Raw genomic sequence first — 20,234 nt, forward strand, 5'->3', positions numbered from 1 at the left:
TCTATACTTATAATATTAATTCATTTAAAAAACAATATAATCAAATATTTAGTTAGGCAACTTTATAGTTAAATTTAAATAATTGATTTAAAGCGGTATAGAATGTTCTACCATCTAAATTTAAGTCTACTTCGATTCCAGACTGAAGCAGCACACGCTTACCCACTTCAATAGATTTCAATCCATCACGGGTATTTTGCATTTTATTCAGAGGAATTAGCGAGACTATAATTTCAGTACCATTTGAAGATTTAGCAATTAAGGTATTAAGTTTTTTCAATTTTCACCAGTTTTTTTCATATATTCCACCAAGGAATAAATATTTAATTAATAATTTTTAGTCATTAAAAAAGCACTGTTCAGTGCTTTTTTATATTTAATGCTTCTTATAAAGCAACAATATTTACAGCATTTGGGCCTTTTTGACCTTGCTCTATGCTGAATGACACTTGTTGGCCTTCATGCAATGTTTTGAAGCCTGAACTAGCGATTTCGCGAAAGTGAGCAAAAACATCTGGACCAGATTCTTGTTGAATGAAACCAAAGCCTTTAGTTTCATTAAACCATTTAACTGTACCGGTAACTGTAGTAGACATAATATATCCTGCTGAATTTTAATAATTTTAGTCAAAAATAAATGACTAGATGTAACTTTGAAAATAATAAAAGTGGAGCTTAATATCTGAAACAACGGAGGATTATGACTAAAACTGCGATACTTAAAGAAGATTTACTAAACATTACTTTTTTCTAGTTAGGCCAAGTATACATGAAAAAAATAAATATTCAAGTTATTTATAGCTGTCATAAATTTTAATTATATTAGGTGTTTCCTGCAATCAATTGAAACGTCCTTAAAAATAGTAGTGTAGCATCTAAAAAAAGCCCTAGTCGTGTGCTGAGCCTTAGAATAGCTTGAACCAAAATATTGAGGCTAGAGGTGAAATTTCAAACGTTTCGCATAAGGTGTACTATGTGTGTATTCTAGATAAATAAAATAGCCTTTAAATACAGTTTCTTAGGATCAATAATGAATAATAAAGTTAGATTAATCTTTTGCATCGCCCTACTCTCAAATTTGGGAGCATGTGTTGGCAATATGAACCCTACAGGCGGCAATAGTAGGTCTGATTATCCCTATTACATCACGACACAACCAATGATCGTGAAAAAGATTAATGTACCTATAGGCACAAAACTAGAATATGAAGAACAACATTTTAAATCAGGCCAACAAGATTCATTACTGAACGAAAAAAAACTCATCAGAATTTCCTTCCCAGAAGATCAATCAATGAATTGGGGTGGTGTACCCATTGGTTTTATTCACAAATATTTTAACTCAGAAATGAAAGGCTTCAGCGTTTATGCACGTTTCAACCAACTCCCAAGCCATAAGCAGACGCGCTTTTCTCAACTTTGGCAGAAATGTAGTGATGACTTAGGCATTCGTGTTAAAAATACGGATGATTGGACATTCAATCTCAATAATATCGCCGATATCGATAGTTGTAGTGTGAATTATCAACGATACTTTAAAGATAACGTCCAACAACAACATTATCTTGATCAGCTTTACCAAGAAATGCAAAAAGCAGGAACAGTGAAATAGCTCTTGGGTATTCAAATAATCACAACTATACAAAATCCTCCATACTTAAGATTTTTAATACTCACAAAGGGCTTTGTTGCATAAATATGTAAGCATCTGATTTAAATAAATTTAATTTTGGATCAAAAAATAATCAAAACTTTTAAAATCATATAGTTATGAAATCTTTGTGCAACAAAGCCGTTATACAGACAAATTCGTCTTATAGTTACCAAAAGGATACTATTGAAATGGGTAAGCTAAAACATTCGCGTTTTGATTGCACACCAGGATGTTCTGTTGAAGCTGCCATAGGCTTACTTGATGGTAAATGGAAGAGTATTATCTTATGGCATTTATTAGAAGATGATGTTTTAAAGTTTAATGAACTGAGGAAGAAAATTCCAAATGTCACTCAAAAAATGCTCACTAGACAATTACGTGAACTTGAAGAGGATCAACTGATTCTACGAAAGGTTTATGCCGTTGTTCCTCCTAAAGTAGAATACCGATTATCAACACTAGGCACTTCTTTAGCACCTATTTTGGTTGCATTAAAACAATGGGGGGATAAAAATATTGGTTTATTTGGAAAACCCATTATGCCTTTAGAATCAGAATAAAACTTAAACCTGTTTTACGTCACTTACAACTCTGATATTTTCTAGAAATACTGTGCTTTCACTGCTTACACACCATTCCAGTAACTTGTATAAAAGCACGTTCTTAAAAACCGCTATGTATAAAATTAACCAGCCATAAAAAAAGCCTAATCTGTGAAGACTAGGCTATAAACTTTGAATCTTTTTCGTTGGTAGCGGGAGCTGGATTTGAACCAACGACCTTCGGGTTATGAGCCCGACGAGCTACCAGACTGCTCCATCCCGCATCAACGAGTTAGCTTTATACGCCCTAAGCACCCACAAAGCAAACTTTATTTGTAATATAAGCAGTTATTACATGAGCAACATACAAATTCTAGTGCTTAACCAATGCTTGCTTCAGTGATAAAAGCAGGATGTGAGGCTCTATAGATGCTTAATCTTGTTTTTTCACTGTCTAAAAATGACTTAGGCTCTTCAGACCATATTGATTTCCTAGAATCAAGACCCGAATGACTTAAAGCCCAATTAGAAACAGTACTATAAACAAAAGTATTATCAGCGAAAACTAATTTTGTCTTCCTTCCTACACTACTTATAAGAACTTTATGTGTAGGTAATGATCCAAATGTACTAATTTGGGTGTAAATGTATTTATAGGTTTCAGACATAGAAAAAAGTACTTAAATGACAGCACTACTATACCATTTTAACTCTTGAAAAAGCCCACCATTTGGCAAGCTTTTTCTTACTGATCTTTATCCATGGAATGTGGCGTTGTAGTTTTATCCTGCTCTTTCGTATCTGTATCTCTTTTTTGGCATGCCGTTAATCCCAGCATTAAAACTAAACTTACTATTGCAAATATTTTCATCATTTTTGCCTAGCACGATTTAAAAATATAACTTATCAAAATCTAAAGATTTCAATGTTTAATTTATGAAACAATATTATTTTCTTTCTTTACAGATTAGGCGCTTAGCGATTTAGAACTTTATGTGCCCAATGAATGAATTTTTCCTTTTCATGGAAATGTGGAATATTTAATAAGTGAATATGAGTAACCTCACCGAAATTACCTGAGATTTTATTCGGGGCCAAAACAATAAAATCCCTCTTATCCCCCACATGTAACTCCCTAAAAAATTCCATAACCTAAAAATGAAGATTCAGAGCAGTAAATCCTTCTCTTTCAATTAGAAAGTCATAGATTTGACTGAGTACATGTAATTCAAATTTTTTATTCATGGTCTATTCTTCTCATATTTATTTTAACAATCGGTATAATTTAACCTAATTTTATTTTTTGTTAAAGCAGATAAAAAACCCAGCCTCTGGAGAATCAATAGAGCTGGGTTAATGAAACATCATTGTCAAATTTTATTCTTGAAATTGATTCTAACGCACAAACCCAATAAATGCAAATAATTCTCAATTGCAATTATCATAATTTCAAATATACCTACCTAAAGATATATACAATTATCTACATCACCTATCAAACAGTGGGCTTACGATATAGATTAAGCAAAGAGAGTACGGGTATCGGAAGGTAGTTACCATTCACAGACACCTCACCCCCATCTTTTCTGTGCTGTTCCCAGTATTCGATTAATAATAAAGCAGCTTGTTTAATGGCAGATGGATATTCCGATCCAAAATTATCTGTAATGTAGTTTTTAATTATAGCGTCACCAGCAACAATAAAGCTTTTTAATGAAACATCATTGCTATCATCGGCATAGTGTAAGTGGCACTTCACTTCATGTAATTCAACAATACTCATAGATCACTCCATTTTTCCGAGTCAGCTTTTACACTTTCATCACTAAACTCGTTCCTAGAGTCTTTTACGGTGTCATAGCAAATATCACAATTTCACCTCATTCCTATTCTCATATTGATTACTTGGCATTGAAATCCCTTTATCTAGGGATTTTTCTACTATTCTTAATAAGTCCTTCAAAAGATTTCTTATAGATCAATTAATATTTGTTCATATGTTTTTTAAATAAGCCATTCACCGCCTAAAGATAGTGAGCGTACGACGCCTGAACAACCGAATAGTAAATAAGCTGCCATTAAAAAACCCGCTAACTGAAGCGGGTTTTTTAATTCACAATATTCTTAGATTACTGTGATAGAGCTTGCTTGAGGGCCTTTCTTGCCAGCTACAATCGTAAACTGAACACGTTGACCTTCATTCAACACTTTGAAACCGTTTGATTGGATTTCGCTAAAGTGTGCAAAAACGTCTTCTCCAGTATCGCTAGAAATAAAACCAAAGCCTTTAGTTTCATTAAACCACTTAACGGTACCAGTTGTAATGTTTGACATAAATATTCTCTTAAATTTTGAAAAATATAAGAATTAATCTTTTAAATCATATACATCGGATAAACCGCAGAGTTGAATCAATTGCGAAATAACTTTAGTAAATACAATAAAATAAATAATTCTAATACACTATCACTATAAGCTTTTTAGCGCGCAATAGATAGACCTTAACATATTATTTTATTGCTACCACCCAACCCCACATGAAATGCTTTTTCATCCATATTGATAAGAAAATCTTCACTAAAAGCGAATAAAGCTTATTTGCCCACTTCTAGCTAATTTTTCTTTCCTAAAATCAACTCAACTTGATGAGTAACATCCCATATTTTCATTTCTGCATGTCGCCAAAAATTAAAGACTTGATCGCCCTTAACGTACTTTTGCTTGATATAGCTCGATGATTTATTTTGATCTATCTCTTTTGCATTAAATCGCATCTTATTTAAAATCACTACTTGACCATCCAAGTCACCACCAATACAGATATTCATATTGTTCTGCCTGCTAAGTAACAATTAAACTATAGCACAAATAAAAAAACCTACTCTTTGATTAGCTTTTGAGGCTTGTTGCCGAGCCTTTGGCTGTACTCCATAACTCTTATTCATAGTTCATCGAAAATTAGAAACATCATTTTGATATCTTTGCACGACGGTCACGTCCAAGGATGACTTGTAATGACAAAATAAGATCTATCCTATCTCTCAAGTATGAAGTTTTTACTGTGCTATGAAAAAGCCACTTATAAAGTGGCTTTTTCTATTAGGAATTAGATGCTCTTTTAAAGTTGTCATCATTACTACAGTAATCCAAGCAATCTTTTAAAATGCCTACGGCTCTATATATGTGTTCAGGTTTATCTAAAAAAACTTGACCGTTATTTTGCACTTCCAATCCTGCCCGCTCTAACTCTTTTTTTCGATAGTCATCAATTGCTACTGCAAACTGAATGGTTGGTCTCTTACGATTTACATCATATCTAAATAACCAACGATTATTTTTATTCTGAAACAGCACGCTAAAATAGCTTTCTGTGTCTTTAGCCACCAATTCAACTTCAGGAAAGAGCTCTGTCACAATACGACTTAACTCCTGTTCATCAACAGTAGTCACAATTCTTTCATTTTCAGAGTTAACAATGTCAGCTAGCGTTGAGCTTTCAGACACAATCTCAATAGTCTCCTCTACTTTTTGTTCAACTGGCTGGGCAGTAATAATTGTAGGCGAGGATAGTCCTTTAACAACGGTATCACTAATTGGCTGCTCAACAGCTTGTTTTACAAAAGGCTGAATTGACTCTAAAAATTTAGTGTTTAATTGACGAGGAATACTTGCTTGTTGAGCCACATAGCGAACAAAATCAATATCAACTTCATTAATACTTCTTTTTATTACAGTTTTAAACTGCTGGATATATTGATTTTCTTCAGCAAAAAAGCGTAGCTTTTCTACATGAAAATTATCATGTTTAAACTCAGCTAGCTGTGTCAAAACCTCGGCTTTATTCTTCGTAAAATCAACTGTTAAAAATGGCTTATCATCCATCACATTTGGATTAATTAAATCAGTAAAAAATCTCCATTCTTTACCATTTGTGATCGCGCCAATCGTCACCCCTAAACTACTATTAAAATATCTAGATAGCTGCGGAGCATGATTCGTTAAATTAGCAACATAAGGTTTTGCTTCAATAAACATTACAGGTTGCCCATTACAGTAAAGAGCATAATCAACTCTTTCTGTAGATTTCACACCTGGAAAATCAGCTGCAAATTCTGCAAGCACCTTGGTCGGGTCATAAGGGCTAAAACCTAAAATATCTAATAAAGGAAGGATTAAAGCCTGCTTAGTTGTTTCTTCTGTAGTACAGTGGCCCCCTACTTTTTTCACATGCTCAATATGGCTTCTTAGTCTATTAATAAAATTTTCCATATTCCCCTCATTATTATTACAAGTACATTTTTTGATCTAATTTTAGATCTTAACCCGGCGAATTCAAACATGAGGTGCGACAGTTTGAAAAGTCTTATGATAATCAACAAGCTGAGCAAATTTCTCTAATGGTGTAAGCCAATCTAACGCTTTTCTAGGACGAGTATTCAGTGACATGGCAACTTGATTTAAATAATGCTGATCTGCCTGATTTAAATCAATCCCTTTAGGTAAATATTGCCTAATTAAACCATTCATATTTTCGCATGTGCCTTTTTGCCAGGGTGAATGTGGGTCACAGAAATATACATCTATGCCTAAATCTTCTTCGAGTATTTTATGTTCTGACATCTCACGTCCACGGTCATAGGTCAACGTTTTACGCAGTTCTGCAGGTAAATATTTCAGAGCTTCAGTTAAAGCCTTGCGCACTGATTCTGCCTTTGCATCAGGTAATGTTGCCAAGATACAGAGCCGTGTATTTCGTTCAATAAGTGTTGCTATCGAACTTTTATTGTCTTTACCTTTAATTAAATCAGCTTCCCAATGACCCGGTATTTTTCTTTCTTGAACTTCGGCTGGGCGCTCATGAATAGTTTTAATATCCTGTAATATAGAATCTTTTTTAGGTTCACCGTTAGCTTTTCGCTTTTTATTTTCATGACGCAGACAGGATAATAAGTCTTTTTTCAACTCACCCTTGGGTAATGCTCGTATCGTTGAATAAATCGTTGTATGGCTTACATTCATTGTTTGATCCAAATCAGGAAATGTCTTTAAACGCTTTGCTATTTGCTGAGGAGACCATAAACAACGGATCGCTTCAACAATAAATTTCCAGAGGATTGAATCGATTTTGAGTTTTCTGTGACCACGTCTACGTCTAGCAAAAGTGTTATCAGAAGCATATCGAGCTTGATAAACGTCATTGATGCTATTTCTTTTAAGCTCACGATAGATCGTACTAGGATGTCTTTTAATAAGTTCAGCAAATTTTCTGGCTGAAAAGCCTTCTTTTCTTGACTCAAGCATTAATGCAGTACGATCTTCAAAGTTAAGATGATGGTATGACAATTTTATATACTCCATAAACCTTTTAAATTAATTAGGTGGTTTATGTCGCACTTCAAGTTTTACTCTGCCCCCTTTTACTTTATTTTTCAAATATTAATTTAAATTTGTTTTTAGAATATCATTACATTAGACTTCCTTCATAAATCATTTTTCAATCAATTTAATTGTTTATCTTTCACCCAATCTAAATTGTATATGCCAGCAAGTAAATTAAACCGCAGGTTTAATCTTTTACGACGATTTCTATATACACAAGATAAAATCTTAAAACATTTCATCCTTCCAAATACATGCTCTACTTGAATTCGTCTACGACCAATCTCTCTATTTAACTTTTTTAATTCAGAATCTAGTTTTTCAGTTTTCTTTGCTTTAGATGGCATGAGGCATCCAAAACCCAATTTCTTTATCCCTAAATACCCCTTATCAACGATAAAAAAGGGCTTAAATTTTAATTTCCTCATGCTTTTTTTAAATATTTTAAAATCATGCATGCTTCCATGACTTCCACATACACTCAGTATTTCACCTGTTGTATAGTGCATAGATAGCTGAAATTTAAAGGTATGTCGCTTTTTTTTACCGCTATACCATTTCTTCTGTTTTTTTTGGACGTTGAACTAATATTTCAGTGGCATCAATCACAACAACTTCCCAATCCACTTCATCTCGATTAGGAAGTTGTTTTGGCAAGTTAAATTTTCCAGAACCGATTAAGGTATCTTCAATAACACGTGTGATACGAATTGCACTCGTTTCAGATACACCGTAACTCATACCAAGATGGAAAAATGTTCGATATTCTCTCCAATATTCTATACATAAGAGCAAACGATCTTCCAACGGTAATTTATGCGGTCGTCCTTTACCAATATGACGAGGTAAATGCTTATTTAGCTCGGCCAACATGAGGTTAAATGTAGCCCAACTAACACCGGTAAGCCTACGAAACTTAACGTCTGATAATTTTTGAATATCTTTGAATTTCATCCAAGGATTATCTCTTGAATTAAATAATTTTGCTGATTAATTTAAGATCAAATAAATTGTACGTTTTTTGATTTATGACGGAAGTCTATTCTATTCGTTGAACTATTTTCTGTTTAATTTATTAAAAAAACGAATCTCAAAAAATGGAAAAATCATAAGTTAAGTTCTCCTCAATCTATTACACTAATTTTGCGCCATCCGTCATAATAAAACAGATAACAGACTGAATAATATTCATTCTTCTTAATAACCCAACCCACCTGCCATAGGAACAACAACCAAATGATTTGACAGTTGATACCGACCAATATACATATAAATTCATCACTTTTTCGACCGACATAGTATACTGCACCTGCTGTTTCGGCTCACCTTTTATCATGTGTTCTCTGTTTATGAATAAAAAGCTGTTTCTTTCTTCTGGTTTAAAAACACTAAGTGTCTTGGCCATATCTATAGGCTTAACCGCCTGCGGTGATCGTTCATGGTGGACAGATGATGAGCCTAAGCTCAATGCTGAACAAATCGCACGCATCATTCCCGGACGCGTAAATGACCGCCGTTCATGGGCTGAAGATATATACGATATTTCAGAGCAGTTTGGTATTCCGCAAAATAAAGAGAATATGTGTTCGATCATTGCCGTGGTTGATCAAGAGTCTAACTTTGTTGCAGACCCACAAGTTTACGGTTTAGGTGAAAAAGCGGTTAAAGAAGTCCAAGATCGCTTAGATGAAAAATTTAAAGATAAGCTCGGTGATGCCATTGGTGGCACCATTGCAGGCTATTTCCAACAGGTTTTAAAAGAGCAGCCGAGTCCTGAAGATAACTATTTAAGCCAAATGCGCCGCGTTAAAACAGAACGTGAACTGGATGAACTGTACCGTGAAATTTTTGACTATATGTCAAAGCACTATCACGTCAGTGCACTCACAGGTGCAGCCAAACTTGTGGGTCAAGACGTGGGCGAAAAAATGAACCCAATTACTACATTGGGTTCAATGCAAGTGCATATCGGTTATGCCAAAGACAATAAACGCGAAGGTGGCAGCATGGCTGACCTACGTACCGACCTTTATAGCCAATATGGTGGTCTGTACTACGGCATCCACCGACTGATGATGTACCCTGCTGACTATGACAAACCGCTTTACCGTTTTGCTGACTATAACTCAGGTATGTACTCAAGTCGAAATGCAGCCTTCCAAAGTATGTTGAATGACTTAACTGAAGCTGAACTTGATTTAGACGGTGACTTGTTACTTTATGGCAAAGATGGCTCACCTAAATCTGCAAAGAGTCAATCAGAGCGTGAACTCATCAGTGTTTTCGCTCAGCACAATATTTTGGTTACTCCACGTCAAATTCGCTCTGACCTGAAAAAAGAGAAAGAGAAGAAATTTGAAGATACAGCCACCTATCGTGCTGTGGCTAAGCTTTATCAAGAAGTCACTAAAAAAGAACCTTTCTATGCCATGATGCCAGAAGTCGTCATTTCTGGTCCAAAGCTCAGCCGTGACTACAATACCAACTGGTTTGCCACTCGTGTCAATGGACGTTATCAAACATGCATGCAACGTGCAAAGCGCATAAAAATCTAGCCTTATTTGACTTTGATGGCACCCTGTATGACAAAGACAGTTTTACGGGGTTCATCTTCTATGTACACTCGAAACGGCATATTGCTCTACAAGGCTTAAAAGTTCTGCCTTATATTCAAAGTTATTATTTAGGTTTTTATCCTGCCCATCATATGCGCTCTAAACTTTTCCATGCGATGTTTAAGCAAGCTGAAGTGAGCGAAATTGACGCTTATGCAAAACGCTATGCAGAACTCTTAATCAAAGGACTTAATCCAGCACTTTATAGCCAACTAAAGCAACACCAAAGTTTGGGCGATGATGTGGTTTTGGTCTCTGCTTCAATTGATATCTATTTAAAATATGTGTGTGAAATCCTCTCAATTGAACTGATCTGTACCCAAGTTGAACAAGACCAGCAACACTATACAGGGCGTTATCTGACTGCGGACTGTAGCTGTGAGTACAAAGCTCAACGTATCCAAGAAAAATATGCGCTGGATAGTTATCATGCCGTTTATGCTTATGGAAATAGCATTGAAGATAAACAAATGTTGTCTTTAGCTGATTTTAGCTATTTGGTAGGGACAGATTTAAGTCTTCCTGACTTGTCAGAAACATCAAATCATCGTCAAATAAGCTAATTATTAAGTTCAGGTTAATAATTAGCCATATTAAATTTTTAAAAATATTTATTATTAAAATTCAGTATGTTTTATTTACCAAAAAATATATTTATGATAAATTTTGCCTAATAAAAATATTTTGAGAACCATTCCACTTAAATTATAAAAAGGCATCAGTATGGAACAGTTATCTCCACCCAAGTATGTCAAAGGTCTTTCGATTAAATTCGGTGAAAGCCCCTTTGTATTATTGGCGAAGTTCGCTTTTAATGCTTCAAAACAAAAATGGTTAAAACACGAAATTGAACATGTGCTCAATATCGCCAAACAAGGTGATTACCATCATCTGGTAAAGACCTTACGTCAATTTAGTAAATAACAAAAAAAGCCACTTCAAATGAAGTGGCTTTTTTACTTACTTTTTAAAGGGAAATGCATATTTCACAATACGTTTGATGACGCTACCATACTGTTTTACTAAGCTGGCATTGTTATAGTTAATGCCATACTTTTCACACACTGCTTGTACTTTCGGTGCCATTTTACGGTAACGACGCGCAGGTACATCTGGATATAAGTGATGCTCAATTTGATGACTTAAGTGCCCCGTCAAAATATGGAATGCTTCAGAACCCGTTAAATTCGATGAACCACGAATTTGTCGCATGTACCAGTGACCACGGCTTTCATTTTCCAGTACTTTTTTCGGGAAAACTTCCACATCTTTGGTGAAGTGACCACAAAAAATCACACTAAATGTCCACATATTACGGATACCATTTGCAATCAAATTCCCCGTAAAGACAGGCAACGCCGCAGGTCCTGCAATGAGTGGGAAAAACACATAATCTTTAAACAATTGTTTACCAATTTTGCGCTGCATAGGTTTCCATTCAGCTAAAGTCTGCGCTTTGCTTTTACGTCCCTTGAAGTATTTGCCTAATTCCAAGTTTTGGATCGCAACGCCCCATTGGAACAACAAACAAAATGGAATGCTATAAATCGGTTGTAATAAAAAGCCCGGTTTCCAACGTTGTTCAGGGAATAATCGAAGCAGACCATAGCCAATGTCATCATCCATTCCTTTAATGTTGGTATAGGTATGATGCTTGTAGTTATGGGTCTGACGCCAATTGTCTGCTGTACCTACGATGTCCCACTCATAGTTTTGACCATTAAACTTAGGGTCGTTCATCCAGTCATATTGACCGTGCATCACGTTATGACCTAATTCCATGTTTTCCATAATCTTGGCAAAACTCAGCAAGCCCGTGCCCAACACCCATGCAGGTGGGAACCAACCTGCAAATAAACATGCACGACCTGCAATAGATGCATAACGCACCGCTGCATAGACACGACGAATATATTGCGCATCTTTCTCGCCAATATCATCCAGTACTTCTTGCTTAATGGCATCTAGCTCACGTGCAAGTTCATCCAACTCAAATGTCGTTAACTCACGATTCTTCGGGTTTTTAAAATATTCAACTTTAACAGGCATATTCATTGTATTTATTCCCCTTATAAATCAACAATAAGATCGGTTTGTGCCGTATTGACACAAATTTTTAGAAAATTTCCAGGCTCAGAATTTTGTGCACCATTGACCAAGTTTTTAGTCGAACCTTCAACTTTGTTGCAGGCACATTTGTTACAGATTCCCATACGGCAGCCATGTTGAGGCTTAACATTTTGCTGTTCCAAACTTGAAAGAATGGATTGACCTTTGGGAATGCTTAAAATTTTCTTCGACTTTGTTAAGGTAATATTCACAAAACCAACATCATCATTTGCAAATGGACTCATGCTAAACGCTTCAGTTTTTAAGGTATTGGCATGAGCGAAAAGCTGCTCAACCGTAGCCACAAAACCTGAAGGGCCGCATGCATATACCGTTGCATTTTCAATCTGATCCAATCCAGACATATGGTTTTGGTTTAAACGCTCACCTTCATCTGACTCTTGGGTATAAAACATGCTGAATGTGAAGTTTGAGTATTGTGCTGCTAGTTGCTCAAAATATGCTTTGAAAGCTGCATCAGTATGTTTTTTCACCCAATACATCAAATGTACAGGCTGCTTTTTAAGCTTAGCGGTCTTCTCTAAACGTTTCAGTAAACTCAGCATGGGGGTAATACCACTGCCCGCAGCAAGTAAAATTAACTGTTGATCATTTACAGTCAATTGCATATCGCCATAAGGCTGACCGAATTCTAAAACATCGCCGATTTGAGCCTGCTCACATAGCCAATGACTTGCCTTGCCTTGGTCTACCATTTTTACATTCAGTAAGACATGTTGCGCATCAATCTGGGTCAAACTATAGGTACGTTCATAACGTACGCCTTGAACCACGACATATACAGGATGGTGTTGCCCCGCTTGCCCCATTTGAAAATGACGATTGGTTTGCAGCGTCAAGCTCACCATATCGTGTGCAACTTGCTCTTTTTTTACCACTTTACCCAAAGCTTGGTGTATCGACCAAAGTGGGTTGATTTTTTGAAGCCAAAAGTTAGCTGTGTGTCGGTCTATAACACTCTCAGCATACTCAGTTAAAGGAGATTTAGTTCTTTCAAGGATCTGCATAGTAAAGGACCACGCCATAGATTTTGAATTATTATACACATGTATATATATTTGTATATATACTCTGATTGTTTCGTTTCGTTTCACAATGCCGACCAGTGGGGCTATAATGAACCGATTGATTTAATTACTTGATAAATATGAAACCGACCACCATTCAAACCCATACAACCAACACAGAGCATGAAGCTTCAAAAAAACATGCACCAGTGCTTGCACGTAGTGTTGGTCGAAAAGCAACGATTACAAAAGATGAACTGTTTCAAGCTGCTTTAAATTTGATTGGTCCTGAAAAAAGTATTGCATCCCTGAGCTTGCGTGAAGTCGCACGTGAAGCAGGCATTGCGCCGAATAGTTTTTATCGTCATTTTAAAGATACCGATGAACTTGCTATTGAGTTGATTGAACGTGCAGGTGTTGTGCTACGCCAAATTTTGCATGAAGCACGGATTAAGGCCATTCGCCAAGAAAGTATTATTCGTAGCTCAGTCGAAGTTTTTATTGAACAACTAGATGCGGATGACGGCAACTTAAGCCTGCTATTACGCGAAGCATATACGGGTTCAGCATCTTATAAAAATGCGGTCGAAAGACAGTTGAATTATTTCCAGCAAGAACTCAAAGATGATTTAATTCGTTTAGAACGTTTAAATAATAGCAAACTCTTCCACCCTGAATTGGTGTCCATGGCAATCACCCAATTGGTTTTCAATATGGGTGCCAAAGTGATTGATATGCCAAGTGTAGAGCGTAAAAAAATGGCTGAACAAACCATGATCATGATTCGCATGATTTTGGAAGGTTCGCGTCATTTGGATGAAGCGATGATTCGCTAATCTGTGATTACACCCAACAGATTCGCTGAAATATCTTATTATTTGTTTCGCTGTTGCTCTTTAATGAGCTGGTGCACAAATTCTGCGGTCTGTTTCGGTTGTTCTAGCGGAAACATATGCCCACCTTCAAGCACACTATAGTCGATCGCATAGGTTTTTTTCATCCCTTGGGGTAAACCTTGCTTATAGAAATGGCTATCTTTTGCAGTCAACACATGAATCGGCATATCAGGTGCTTTGCGTGGGGTACGCCACCACCACGCAGGCACTGTCCTGAAGATCTCAGCTTCAGTATGTTTGGGAATGGTTAGCGTCACCCCATTTCGAGTCGAATCACTTTTTAAACCACACGCTATAAAGTCCGCAAAACACTGTTCATCAAAGTCTTTAAAAATACGATTCGGTCTGAGCGCCTGACTGGCCTGCTCAATACTCTCCCAATGATCACGACGCTTGACAGTCACTGCAGCTGGGGTAAGTTTTTCAATGGACTTTGATCCTAGCCTTTGTAACGCTTCAAATAAAAAGGCCTTGGAACCAATCACAAACGGGGGGTCCATGATAATCACTTGCGAAAACAACTGTGGTTTTTTATAAGCCGCCATAAGCGTGAGTAAAGAACCAAAAGAATGCCCTAAACCAATCACTTGTTGCCGTGGAAACTGCTATTCAATATCTGAAATAACTTGGTCCACCAATGCTTCCCAACGGTATTCCACAGGATAGTGCGGATCTAGACCAATCATCGGAATCGCTTTGACATCAAAATCTTTATTTAAAAACTGAAAGAATTTTTGATAGCTGCCCGAGGGAATGCCGTTTGCATGGGTAAAGTGTAAGGCTGGTTTGCTCATGTCATTCAGATCTATTGTTTTATAGCCTATTTACCATAATCGTTTTTCAATCTAAACGAAATGGCGCAGGATGAATGCTAAGTCATAGACTTTGATCACTTCGGCCAATTTTAAAAATATTCCGGAATAGATCTGACATTACTTTGCAGAAACAGTTAAGTTCTGATTAGCTAAAAAAGTAGCGCCACAGTTGGTTTTGTCTCCTGCAATCACCACAGCACGCCCCAAGACCGTTGTACTCTGATCTGCTGCAATCGCAGAAACCACCATTCGACACTTAGGACAAAAATGCTTCATTCCATTTAAGTGCACAGCAATACCATTGATCACAAAACTGTTCTCACACTCAGTGACGATGCCACCATGTGTTGTTTTTGAACCCATTGTTACTAAAGCTTTAGACATAATTTATTGTTCGATACATTAGAGTTTTAATGGCGAAAATTCTAGCATAAGCAAGCGCTTAAAATTTCAATGGATTACTTTTCAAATACAACTTAGACATCCATTTTTTTAAGGACTCATTAAAAAAGCACCCGAAGGTGCTTTTCATACAGCAATTCCAATTATGGTTTAACCACAACCATCACTTGAATTGCTTCTGGTGTGACCGATAGGCCATCTAGCAAACCGAGACCTTCTTTTTGCAGTTTTTGTAGACGCGAAATTTCATCTTCACGAATACTCGGATTAAACTGCTTTAAATAAGACAGGCGGTCAATTTCGTATTGCCACTTGCTACCGTAGACTTCTTTCGCTTGTTGCACAAAGCTTGGTAAAGCCGCACGTGCAAGCTCTAATGCTTGTACATAACGCTGCTCAATCACTTCACGGCGTGCTTTCACGACTTGACGACAGCTATTACCATCCAAATGATGCAAGTATGGTTTTAAGATTTCAGGGGCAATTTTCTGCGACAGGTCTTGACCCTTTTCACTCAGCAAGACGCGAACCAGCTGCTGCGGTAAGCTTGAAGGTAAATTCAATGCTTTCGGCGCAACCACATCGACCTTAAACCACACTTCTAACAATACTGAACCTTGCGGTAAAGCAGCTGACTTCAACACTGCAACGTTGGTACTACCAAAACCTTGAGTGTTGATCATTTCCATTACGCTTTCAGTAAATGGATGCTCAAGAGTTAAATACTGAGCATCTTCACGTATCTGAGCTTGATCGCGGTAGAAGGTCGCAGTCATGCCTTCTTCGTCCAAGGTTAAACCTTGAACTTGCATTTGATCGGTTGGTTTAATGATGACTGTACCGTTGCTTTGCTCGTCAAAATCAATGTTTGTCGACGCCATAAAGCGCTTCATAAACATTGGCAAAGTGGTGTTGTCATCATAAGACTCAAGCGCTTGTACAATTTCTTGCGCCACAATTGGACGACAAGAGTTGTATTCAAGTAAACGGTCACGACCTGATTGTAACTCTGCTTCTAAGGCTTCACGTTGTACGCTAACTGCTTCGAGTAAGTCATCAAACTGCTGACCTTGATCTGTCAGTAAACAATCTTTCAATTCAACAATAAAGTTTTCTTGTAAAGTTTGAGCAGTTGGCGAGATATTACTGAAAATATTTAATGCTTCGTTATACCAACGGAACATACGTTCTTGTGCTGTTCCAATTAGATACGGCACATGAATTTGAATCCGATTTTCTTGACCAATACGGTCTAAACGGCCAATACGTTGTTCAAGTACATCTGGGTTTGCAGGCAAGTCAAATAAAATCAAATCTGATGCAAATTGGAAGTTACGACCTTCAGAACCAATTTCAGAGCACAGTAAAATTTGTGCACCATAAGATTCTTCAGCAAAGTAAGCCGACGCTTGGTCACGCTCAAGCAAACTCATGCCTTCATGGAACATTGCAGTACGAATACCCGCATGTAAACGGAGTACATTTTCAAGCGCTTCAACCACGGGACCAGTACGTGCAATGAGCAATACTTTTTTGTGTTTTAAGTCTGTACGTAGTTTTTCCATGAGCCACATGACACGCGGGTCAGCTTCCATCCACGCACCGTCAAGCTGCGCTTCTTCTGGCCACATTTGTTCACGCAATTTACCATCTTTAGACCAGTTTTCTGGTGCAGGCAAAGGTGCAGGCTGACAGTCACGACCTGGGAAACCTTGAATGGCCTCACGGGTGTTACGGAACAAAATACGCCCTGTACCATGACGGTCTAAAAGCTCATGAATGGCACGGAAACGTTGTTCTGGTGCATCTTCAATGCGATGCCCTAACAAACCTTCCAATGCAGCTAAATGCCCTTCTTCAAGTGGCATATCTGACATCAGTACTTCAGCAATTTTTGCAGTTTGTTGATACTGGGTTTCTTCATCCAAGAAACGATCCAGCGAACTAAAACGCTGTGGATCAAGTAAACGTAAACGCGCAAAGTGACTTTCCACACCCAGCTGTTCTGGGGTTGCCGTTAACAATAAAACGCCCGGTGTTTTTTCTGCCAATTCTTCAACGAGGTCATAGCGATCATTACCGCCATCTTCTTCATTCCACATCAAGTGATGTGCTTCATCGACCACCAACAGATCAAAACCCGCTTCTAGAGCTTGTTCACGCAAATCATCATGGTCAATCATCAGATCAATTGAGGCAATAATGCATTGTTCAGTCAGAAATGGATTCAGTTCAGGGTCATGTTCTTTGATTGAAGCCGTACGAGTTAAATCAAATAAAGAGAACTGCAAATTGAAACGGCGGCGCATTTCAATCATCCACTGATATTGCAGTGAATCTGGCACCAAAATCAGAATGCGTTCAGAGCGTCCCGTTTTAAGCTGTTGATGGATGATCAACCCAGCTTCAATGGTTTTCCCTAAGCCCACTTCATCGGCTAAAAGAACACGGGGAGCAAAACGTTGACCCACTTCGTGTGCAATATACAACTGATGAGGAATCAAACCGACACGCGAACCGACCATACCACGCAGTGGGCTCGACTTCATATTGGCTTGCATTAGCATCGCTTCAATACGTAAGTCGTACCATTCTTTATAGTCAATTTGACTTGCCAATAAGCGATCAAGCGGTTTAGACAGCTGAATTTGAGCGCCAATGCGAGTCTCATTCAGTGATTTACGTTCTTCCGTGCCATCTTCTAAGCGACGAACAACGTTATAACGCACCACACCATGACGGTCTTCATGTGATTCAACCGTCCACTTGGTGCCTTCTTGATCTTGTAATTCATCGTTCACGTTAAAAATGATACGTGATAAAGGTGCATTATTCCGTGCATATACACGTGTTTCATCACTTTTAGGGAATAAGATGCTGACAGATCGCTCATCTACATCAATAAGAACTCCTAGACCTAGTTCTGTTTCTGTATCTGATAACCAACGTTGACCAATAGCAAACTGCTGCAATTTTTCCACCTTTATCTACAAGTTAGGACTGCAAATTTAATGCTCAAACATTGTTTGATATTTGAGCAAAATTATACACCTTTAAGCAATATATTTTGACATAAAGCTCACTAAAAAAGTGAGCAAATTTGATGATTCCACGTACTTAAAATGGTACTGGACAAATAAATTCGATACGTTCATCTGTTTGGGGATGATGAAAACTCAAACGCTCTGCGTGTAAACACAAACGCGGCATCAAATCTTGCTGGTCAGGCGCAGCATAAAGCGTATCTCCCACGATAGGATGACCTAAAAACTGCATATGTACACGAAGTTGATGCGAGCGCCCTGTAATGGGGGTGAGTGCTACACGAGTCACGGGCTGACCCTGTATTTCAAAATGTTCAATGGCTTTCCACTCTGTCACAGCAGGCTTGTTATGACTGAGCTCTGCAATATGTAACGGTGGACGGGACGGATCATAAATGACAGGCACATCAACAGTGCCCTGACCCTCTAAATGACCAGCCACAATCGCTTGATAGGTTTTATCGGTTTGGCGCTCTTGAAACTGACGAGAAATGGATTTTTGTCCCCAACGGCTGAGACCAAAAACCAAGATACCTGAGGTATCACGATCAAGACGGTGGATCAGTAGTGTTTTAGGTTCTAGTTTGACTAAACGATTGATCATACAATCTTGTAAGTCTTCTGTCTTCCCCGGAACGGTGAGTATACCTGCAGGCTTATGGATGACCATAAAGTCCTCATCTCGATGAATCAGGTGTTCGGTTAGAAAATTACTCAAGGTTCTATTCCAAGCTGATCGCGAAAACAAGCGGGCAATAATAAAAAGCTTAAGCCAGAAATACAATGCAAAAATCGTTTTTTTTGATCATGAACCGATATTGATTGCATTAGACCTCTTGCGAAAGTCGTTATTGCAAGTTCATCCGGTTTACCAGTGCAGCGATTAAGTTAATGCGTAAACCGAATCTTTTTCGTCTATTTCGATAGCGTTCACTTAGTATTCTAAATCTTTTCAATTGACTATTAATATGTTCGATTACAACTCGTATTTTTCCAATCATTTTATTGTAATTTTTCTCAGCATCAAATAAGGGTAAATTCTTCTTTTTCTTTATTGGCATCAATAATTTAAAGCCATCTTGCTCTAACCCATAGTACCCTAAATCGGTCATAACATAGTCACAATGTTTGAATTTCTTAACTGTTTTTCTTGCCAATTTAATATCATGCTGACTGCCAAACGATATATCTACTCCTATGATTTGTTTGCTCTTCGGATGATAGATCACTTGGGCTTTTAACGTATGTTTCTTCTTTTTACCACTGTAAAACTTACTCTGATTTTTTTTTCGGGCGTTCTATTGAACATTCTGTCGCATCAATAATTACCCAGTTAAATTGTTCGTCTGCTGTGGTAATGCTTCGTTTTGGCAGGGTAAAACGTCTTGATTTCATTAATGCATCTTCAACCTTTTTAATAGTTCGATTCACATTACTTTCAGCGATATGGTAATTTGCAGCCAATTCCAATTGAGTGCTGTAATTCCGTAAGTAATTGAGTGTTAATAACAATTGATCCTCTATAGCTAAAGTATGAGGACGCCCAGATTTCTTTTTAAGTGATTCTGCTTCTTTTAAAACTTCGACCATTTCACTAAAAACTGGTCGAGGTACGCCAACCAAGCGCTGGAATTCAGAATCTGAAAAACGGTTTAATTTCTGATATTTCATGAAATCTATATTGAGGTAGTTTTTACTTTCGCAAGAGGTCTATTATTTAACGTCAAACGCGGAGTCACAGTCTGTATCG

The 20,234-nt window shown here is 37.4% G+C and carries 22 protein-coding genes, 1 tRNA gene and 3 pseudogenes; 6 read left to right on the forward strand and 20 right to left on the reverse strand.

Annotated elements, in window-relative coordinates:
- Nucleotides 1–52: 52 nt before the first annotated feature.
- Complete coding sequence (locus AC4CUZ_RS14535) at nucleotides 53–280, reverse strand: hypothetical protein (RefSeq protein ID WP_004980159.1); 228 nt, start codon at nucleotides 278–280, stop codon at nucleotides 53–55.
- Between the two features lie 106 nt (nucleotides 281–386).
- Nucleotides 387–596: a cold-shock protein gene (locus AC4CUZ_RS14540; protein ID WP_004693506.1), complete on the reverse strand. Its 210-nt coding sequence runs from the start codon at nucleotides 594–596 to the stop codon at nucleotides 387–389.
- Nucleotides 597–1,030: 434 nt separating this feature from the next.
- On the opposite strand from AC4CUZ_RS14540, the gene AC4CUZ_RS14545 reads away from it, so the two are divergent.
- Nucleotides 1,031–1,612, forward strand: a complete 582-nt coding sequence (locus AC4CUZ_RS14545; protein ID WP_490747863.1) for a hypothetical protein — start codon at nucleotides 1,031–1,033, stop codon at nucleotides 1,610–1,612.
- 230 nt (nucleotides 1,613–1,842) lie between these two features.
- A complete protein-coding gene (locus AC4CUZ_RS14550) occupies nucleotides 1,843–2,214 on the forward strand; it encodes a winged helix-turn-helix transcriptional regulator (protein ID WP_490747864.1) in 372 nt (123 codons plus the stop codon).
- Between the two features lie 189 nt (nucleotides 2,215–2,403).
- Here AC4CUZ_RS14550 and AC4CUZ_RS14555 read toward each other — a convergent pair.
- From AC4CUZ_RS14555 to AC4CUZ_RS14605, 11 genes and pseudogenes are all read right to left on the reverse strand, one after another.
- Nucleotides 2,404–2,480, reverse strand: a tRNA-Met gene (locus tag AC4CUZ_RS14555).
- Nucleotides 2,481–2,576: 96 nt separating this feature from the next.
- On the reverse strand, nucleotides 2,577–2,864 hold the full coding sequence (locus tag AC4CUZ_RS14560; RefSeq protein WP_336000315.1) for a hypothetical protein: 288 nt from the start codon (nucleotides 2,862–2,864) through the stop codon (nucleotides 2,577–2,579).
- 77 nt (nucleotides 2,865–2,941) lie between these two features.
- Entirely contained in the window at nucleotides 2,942–3,067 is a 126-nt protein-coding gene (locus tag AC4CUZ_RS14565) for a hypothetical protein (protein WP_017397253.1), read from the reverse strand.
- A 104-nt stretch (nucleotides 3,068–3,171) separates the two neighbouring features.
- Nucleotides 3,172–3,441 (reverse strand): annotated as a pseudogene (locus tag AC4CUZ_RS14570) (hypothetical protein).
- 250 nt (nucleotides 3,442–3,691) lie between these two features.
- The gene (locus AC4CUZ_RS14575; RefSeq protein WP_279678033.1) at nucleotides 3,692–3,979 is read right to left on the reverse strand and encodes a head-tail connector protein; all 288 of its coding nucleotides are present in this window, start codon (nucleotides 3,977–3,979) and stop codon (nucleotides 3,692–3,694) included.
- Between the two features lie 341 nt (nucleotides 3,980–4,320).
- On the reverse strand, nucleotides 4,321–4,530 hold the full coding sequence (locus AC4CUZ_RS14580) for a cold-shock protein (RefSeq protein WP_004693516.1): 210 nt from the start codon (nucleotides 4,528–4,530) through the stop codon (nucleotides 4,321–4,323).
- Between the two features lie 278 nt (nucleotides 4,531–4,808).
- Entirely contained in the window at nucleotides 4,809–5,024 is a 216-nt protein-coding gene (locus tag AC4CUZ_RS14585; RefSeq protein WP_004693517.1) for a hypothetical protein, read from the reverse strand.
- Nucleotides 5,025–5,295: 271 nt separating this feature from the next.
- Nucleotides 5,296–6,465, reverse strand: a complete 1,170-nt coding sequence (locus AC4CUZ_RS14590) for a type I restriction endonuclease (RefSeq protein ID WP_490747865.1) — start codon at nucleotides 6,463–6,465, stop codon at nucleotides 5,296–5,298.
- A 63-nt stretch (nucleotides 6,466–6,528) separates the two neighbouring features.
- On the reverse strand, nucleotides 6,529–7,554 hold the full coding sequence (locus AC4CUZ_RS14595; RefSeq protein ID WP_079265503.1) for an IS30-like element ISAba125 family transposase: 1,026 nt from the start codon (nucleotides 7,552–7,554) through the stop codon (nucleotides 6,529–6,531).
- A gap of 140 nt (nucleotides 7,555–7,694) precedes the next feature.
- Nucleotides 7,695–8,087: pseudogene (locus tag AC4CUZ_RS14600) on the reverse strand (transposase family protein); the annotation flags it as partial.
- A 37-nt stretch (nucleotides 8,088–8,124) separates the two neighbouring features.
- Nucleotides 8,125–8,529 (reverse strand): transposase family protein, encoded by a 405-nt coding sequence (locus AC4CUZ_RS14605; RefSeq protein WP_017395860.1) that lies wholly within the window; start codon nucleotides 8,527–8,529, stop codon nucleotides 8,125–8,127.
- Nucleotides 8,530–8,924: 395 nt separating this feature from the next.
- Here AC4CUZ_RS14605 and AC4CUZ_RS14610 point away from each other — a divergent pair, with 395 nt between their 5' ends.
- From AC4CUZ_RS14610 to AC4CUZ_RS14620, 3 genes are all read left to right on the forward strand, one after another.
- Nucleotides 8,925–10,130, forward strand: coding sequence for a DUF1615 family protein (locus AC4CUZ_RS14610; protein WP_004980175.1), 1,206 nt, complete (start codon nucleotides 8,925–8,927; stop codon nucleotides 10,128–10,130).
- Entirely contained in the window at nucleotides 10,097–10,753 is a 657-nt protein-coding gene (locus tag AC4CUZ_RS14615) for an HAD-IB family hydrolase (RefSeq protein WP_348960435.1), read from the forward strand. Before AC4CUZ_RS14610 ends, AC4CUZ_RS14615 begins: the two co-directional genes overlap by 34 nt.
- A gap of 160 nt (nucleotides 10,754–10,913) precedes the next feature.
- The gene (locus tag AC4CUZ_RS14620; protein WP_348960436.1) at nucleotides 10,914–11,114 is read left to right on the forward strand and encodes a hypothetical protein; all 201 of its coding nucleotides are present in this window, start codon (nucleotides 10,914–10,916) and stop codon (nucleotides 11,112–11,114) included.
- 36 nt (nucleotides 11,115–11,150) lie between these two features.
- Here the strand turns inward: AC4CUZ_RS14620 and AC4CUZ_RS14625 are convergent, their stop codons facing one another.
- Together AC4CUZ_RS14625 and AC4CUZ_RS14630 are read right to left on the reverse strand one after the other, a co-directional pair.
- The gene (locus tag AC4CUZ_RS14625; RefSeq protein ID WP_184119188.1) at nucleotides 11,151–12,245 is read right to left on the reverse strand and encodes a fatty acid desaturase family protein; all 1,095 of its coding nucleotides are present in this window, start codon (nucleotides 12,243–12,245) and stop codon (nucleotides 11,151–11,153) included.
- A 14-nt stretch (nucleotides 12,246–12,259) separates the two neighbouring features.
- Entirely contained in the window at nucleotides 12,260–13,327 is a 1,068-nt protein-coding gene (locus tag AC4CUZ_RS14630; RefSeq protein ID WP_490747866.1) for a ferredoxin reductase, read from the reverse strand.
- Nucleotides 13,328–13,467: 140 nt separating this feature from the next.
- Between AC4CUZ_RS14630 and fabR the strand changes: the two genes are divergently transcribed.
- A complete protein-coding gene (gene fabR, locus AC4CUZ_RS14635) occupies nucleotides 13,468–14,163 on the forward strand; it encodes an HTH-type transcriptional repressor FabR (protein ID WP_490747867.1) in 696 nt (231 codons plus the stop codon).
- A gap of 38 nt (nucleotides 14,164–14,201) precedes the next feature.
- Here the strand turns inward: fabR and AC4CUZ_RS14640 are convergent.
- From AC4CUZ_RS14640 to AC4CUZ_RS14660, 5 genes and pseudogenes are all read right to left on the reverse strand, one after another.
- Nucleotides 14,202–15,017, reverse strand: a pseudogene (locus AC4CUZ_RS14640) (alpha/beta fold hydrolase).
- Between the two features lie 138 nt (nucleotides 15,018–15,155).
- Nucleotides 15,156–15,422, reverse strand: coding sequence for a PAAR domain-containing protein (locus tag AC4CUZ_RS14645; protein ID WP_004980182.1), 267 nt, complete (start codon nucleotides 15,420–15,422; stop codon nucleotides 15,156–15,158).
- A 161-nt stretch (nucleotides 15,423–15,583) separates the two neighbouring features.
- On the reverse strand, nucleotides 15,584–18,421 hold the full coding sequence (gene rapA / locus AC4CUZ_RS14650) for an RNA polymerase-associated protein RapA (protein WP_490747868.1): 2,838 nt from the start codon (nucleotides 18,419–18,421) through the stop codon (nucleotides 15,584–15,586).
- 136 nt (nucleotides 18,422–18,557) lie between these two features.
- Nucleotides 18,558–19,202 (reverse strand): RluA family pseudouridine synthase, encoded by a 645-nt coding sequence (locus AC4CUZ_RS14655; protein ID WP_114837317.1) that lies wholly within the window; start codon nucleotides 19,200–19,202, stop codon nucleotides 18,558–18,560.
- 130 nt (nucleotides 19,203–19,332) lie between these two features.
- Nucleotides 19,333–20,155, reverse strand: a protein-coding gene (locus AC4CUZ_RS14660) for an IS5 family transposase (RefSeq protein WP_104794718.1) whose coding sequence is annotated in 2 segments (ribosomal slippage) — nucleotides 19,333–19,773 and nucleotides 19,775–20,155 — 822 coding nt in all. Because the reading frame shifts where the segments join, the coding sequence is not laid out codon by codon here.
- Nucleotides 20,156–20,234 lie beyond the last annotated feature (79 nt).

This window comes from Acinetobacter sp. 789_lipA, from assembly GCF_058242845.1.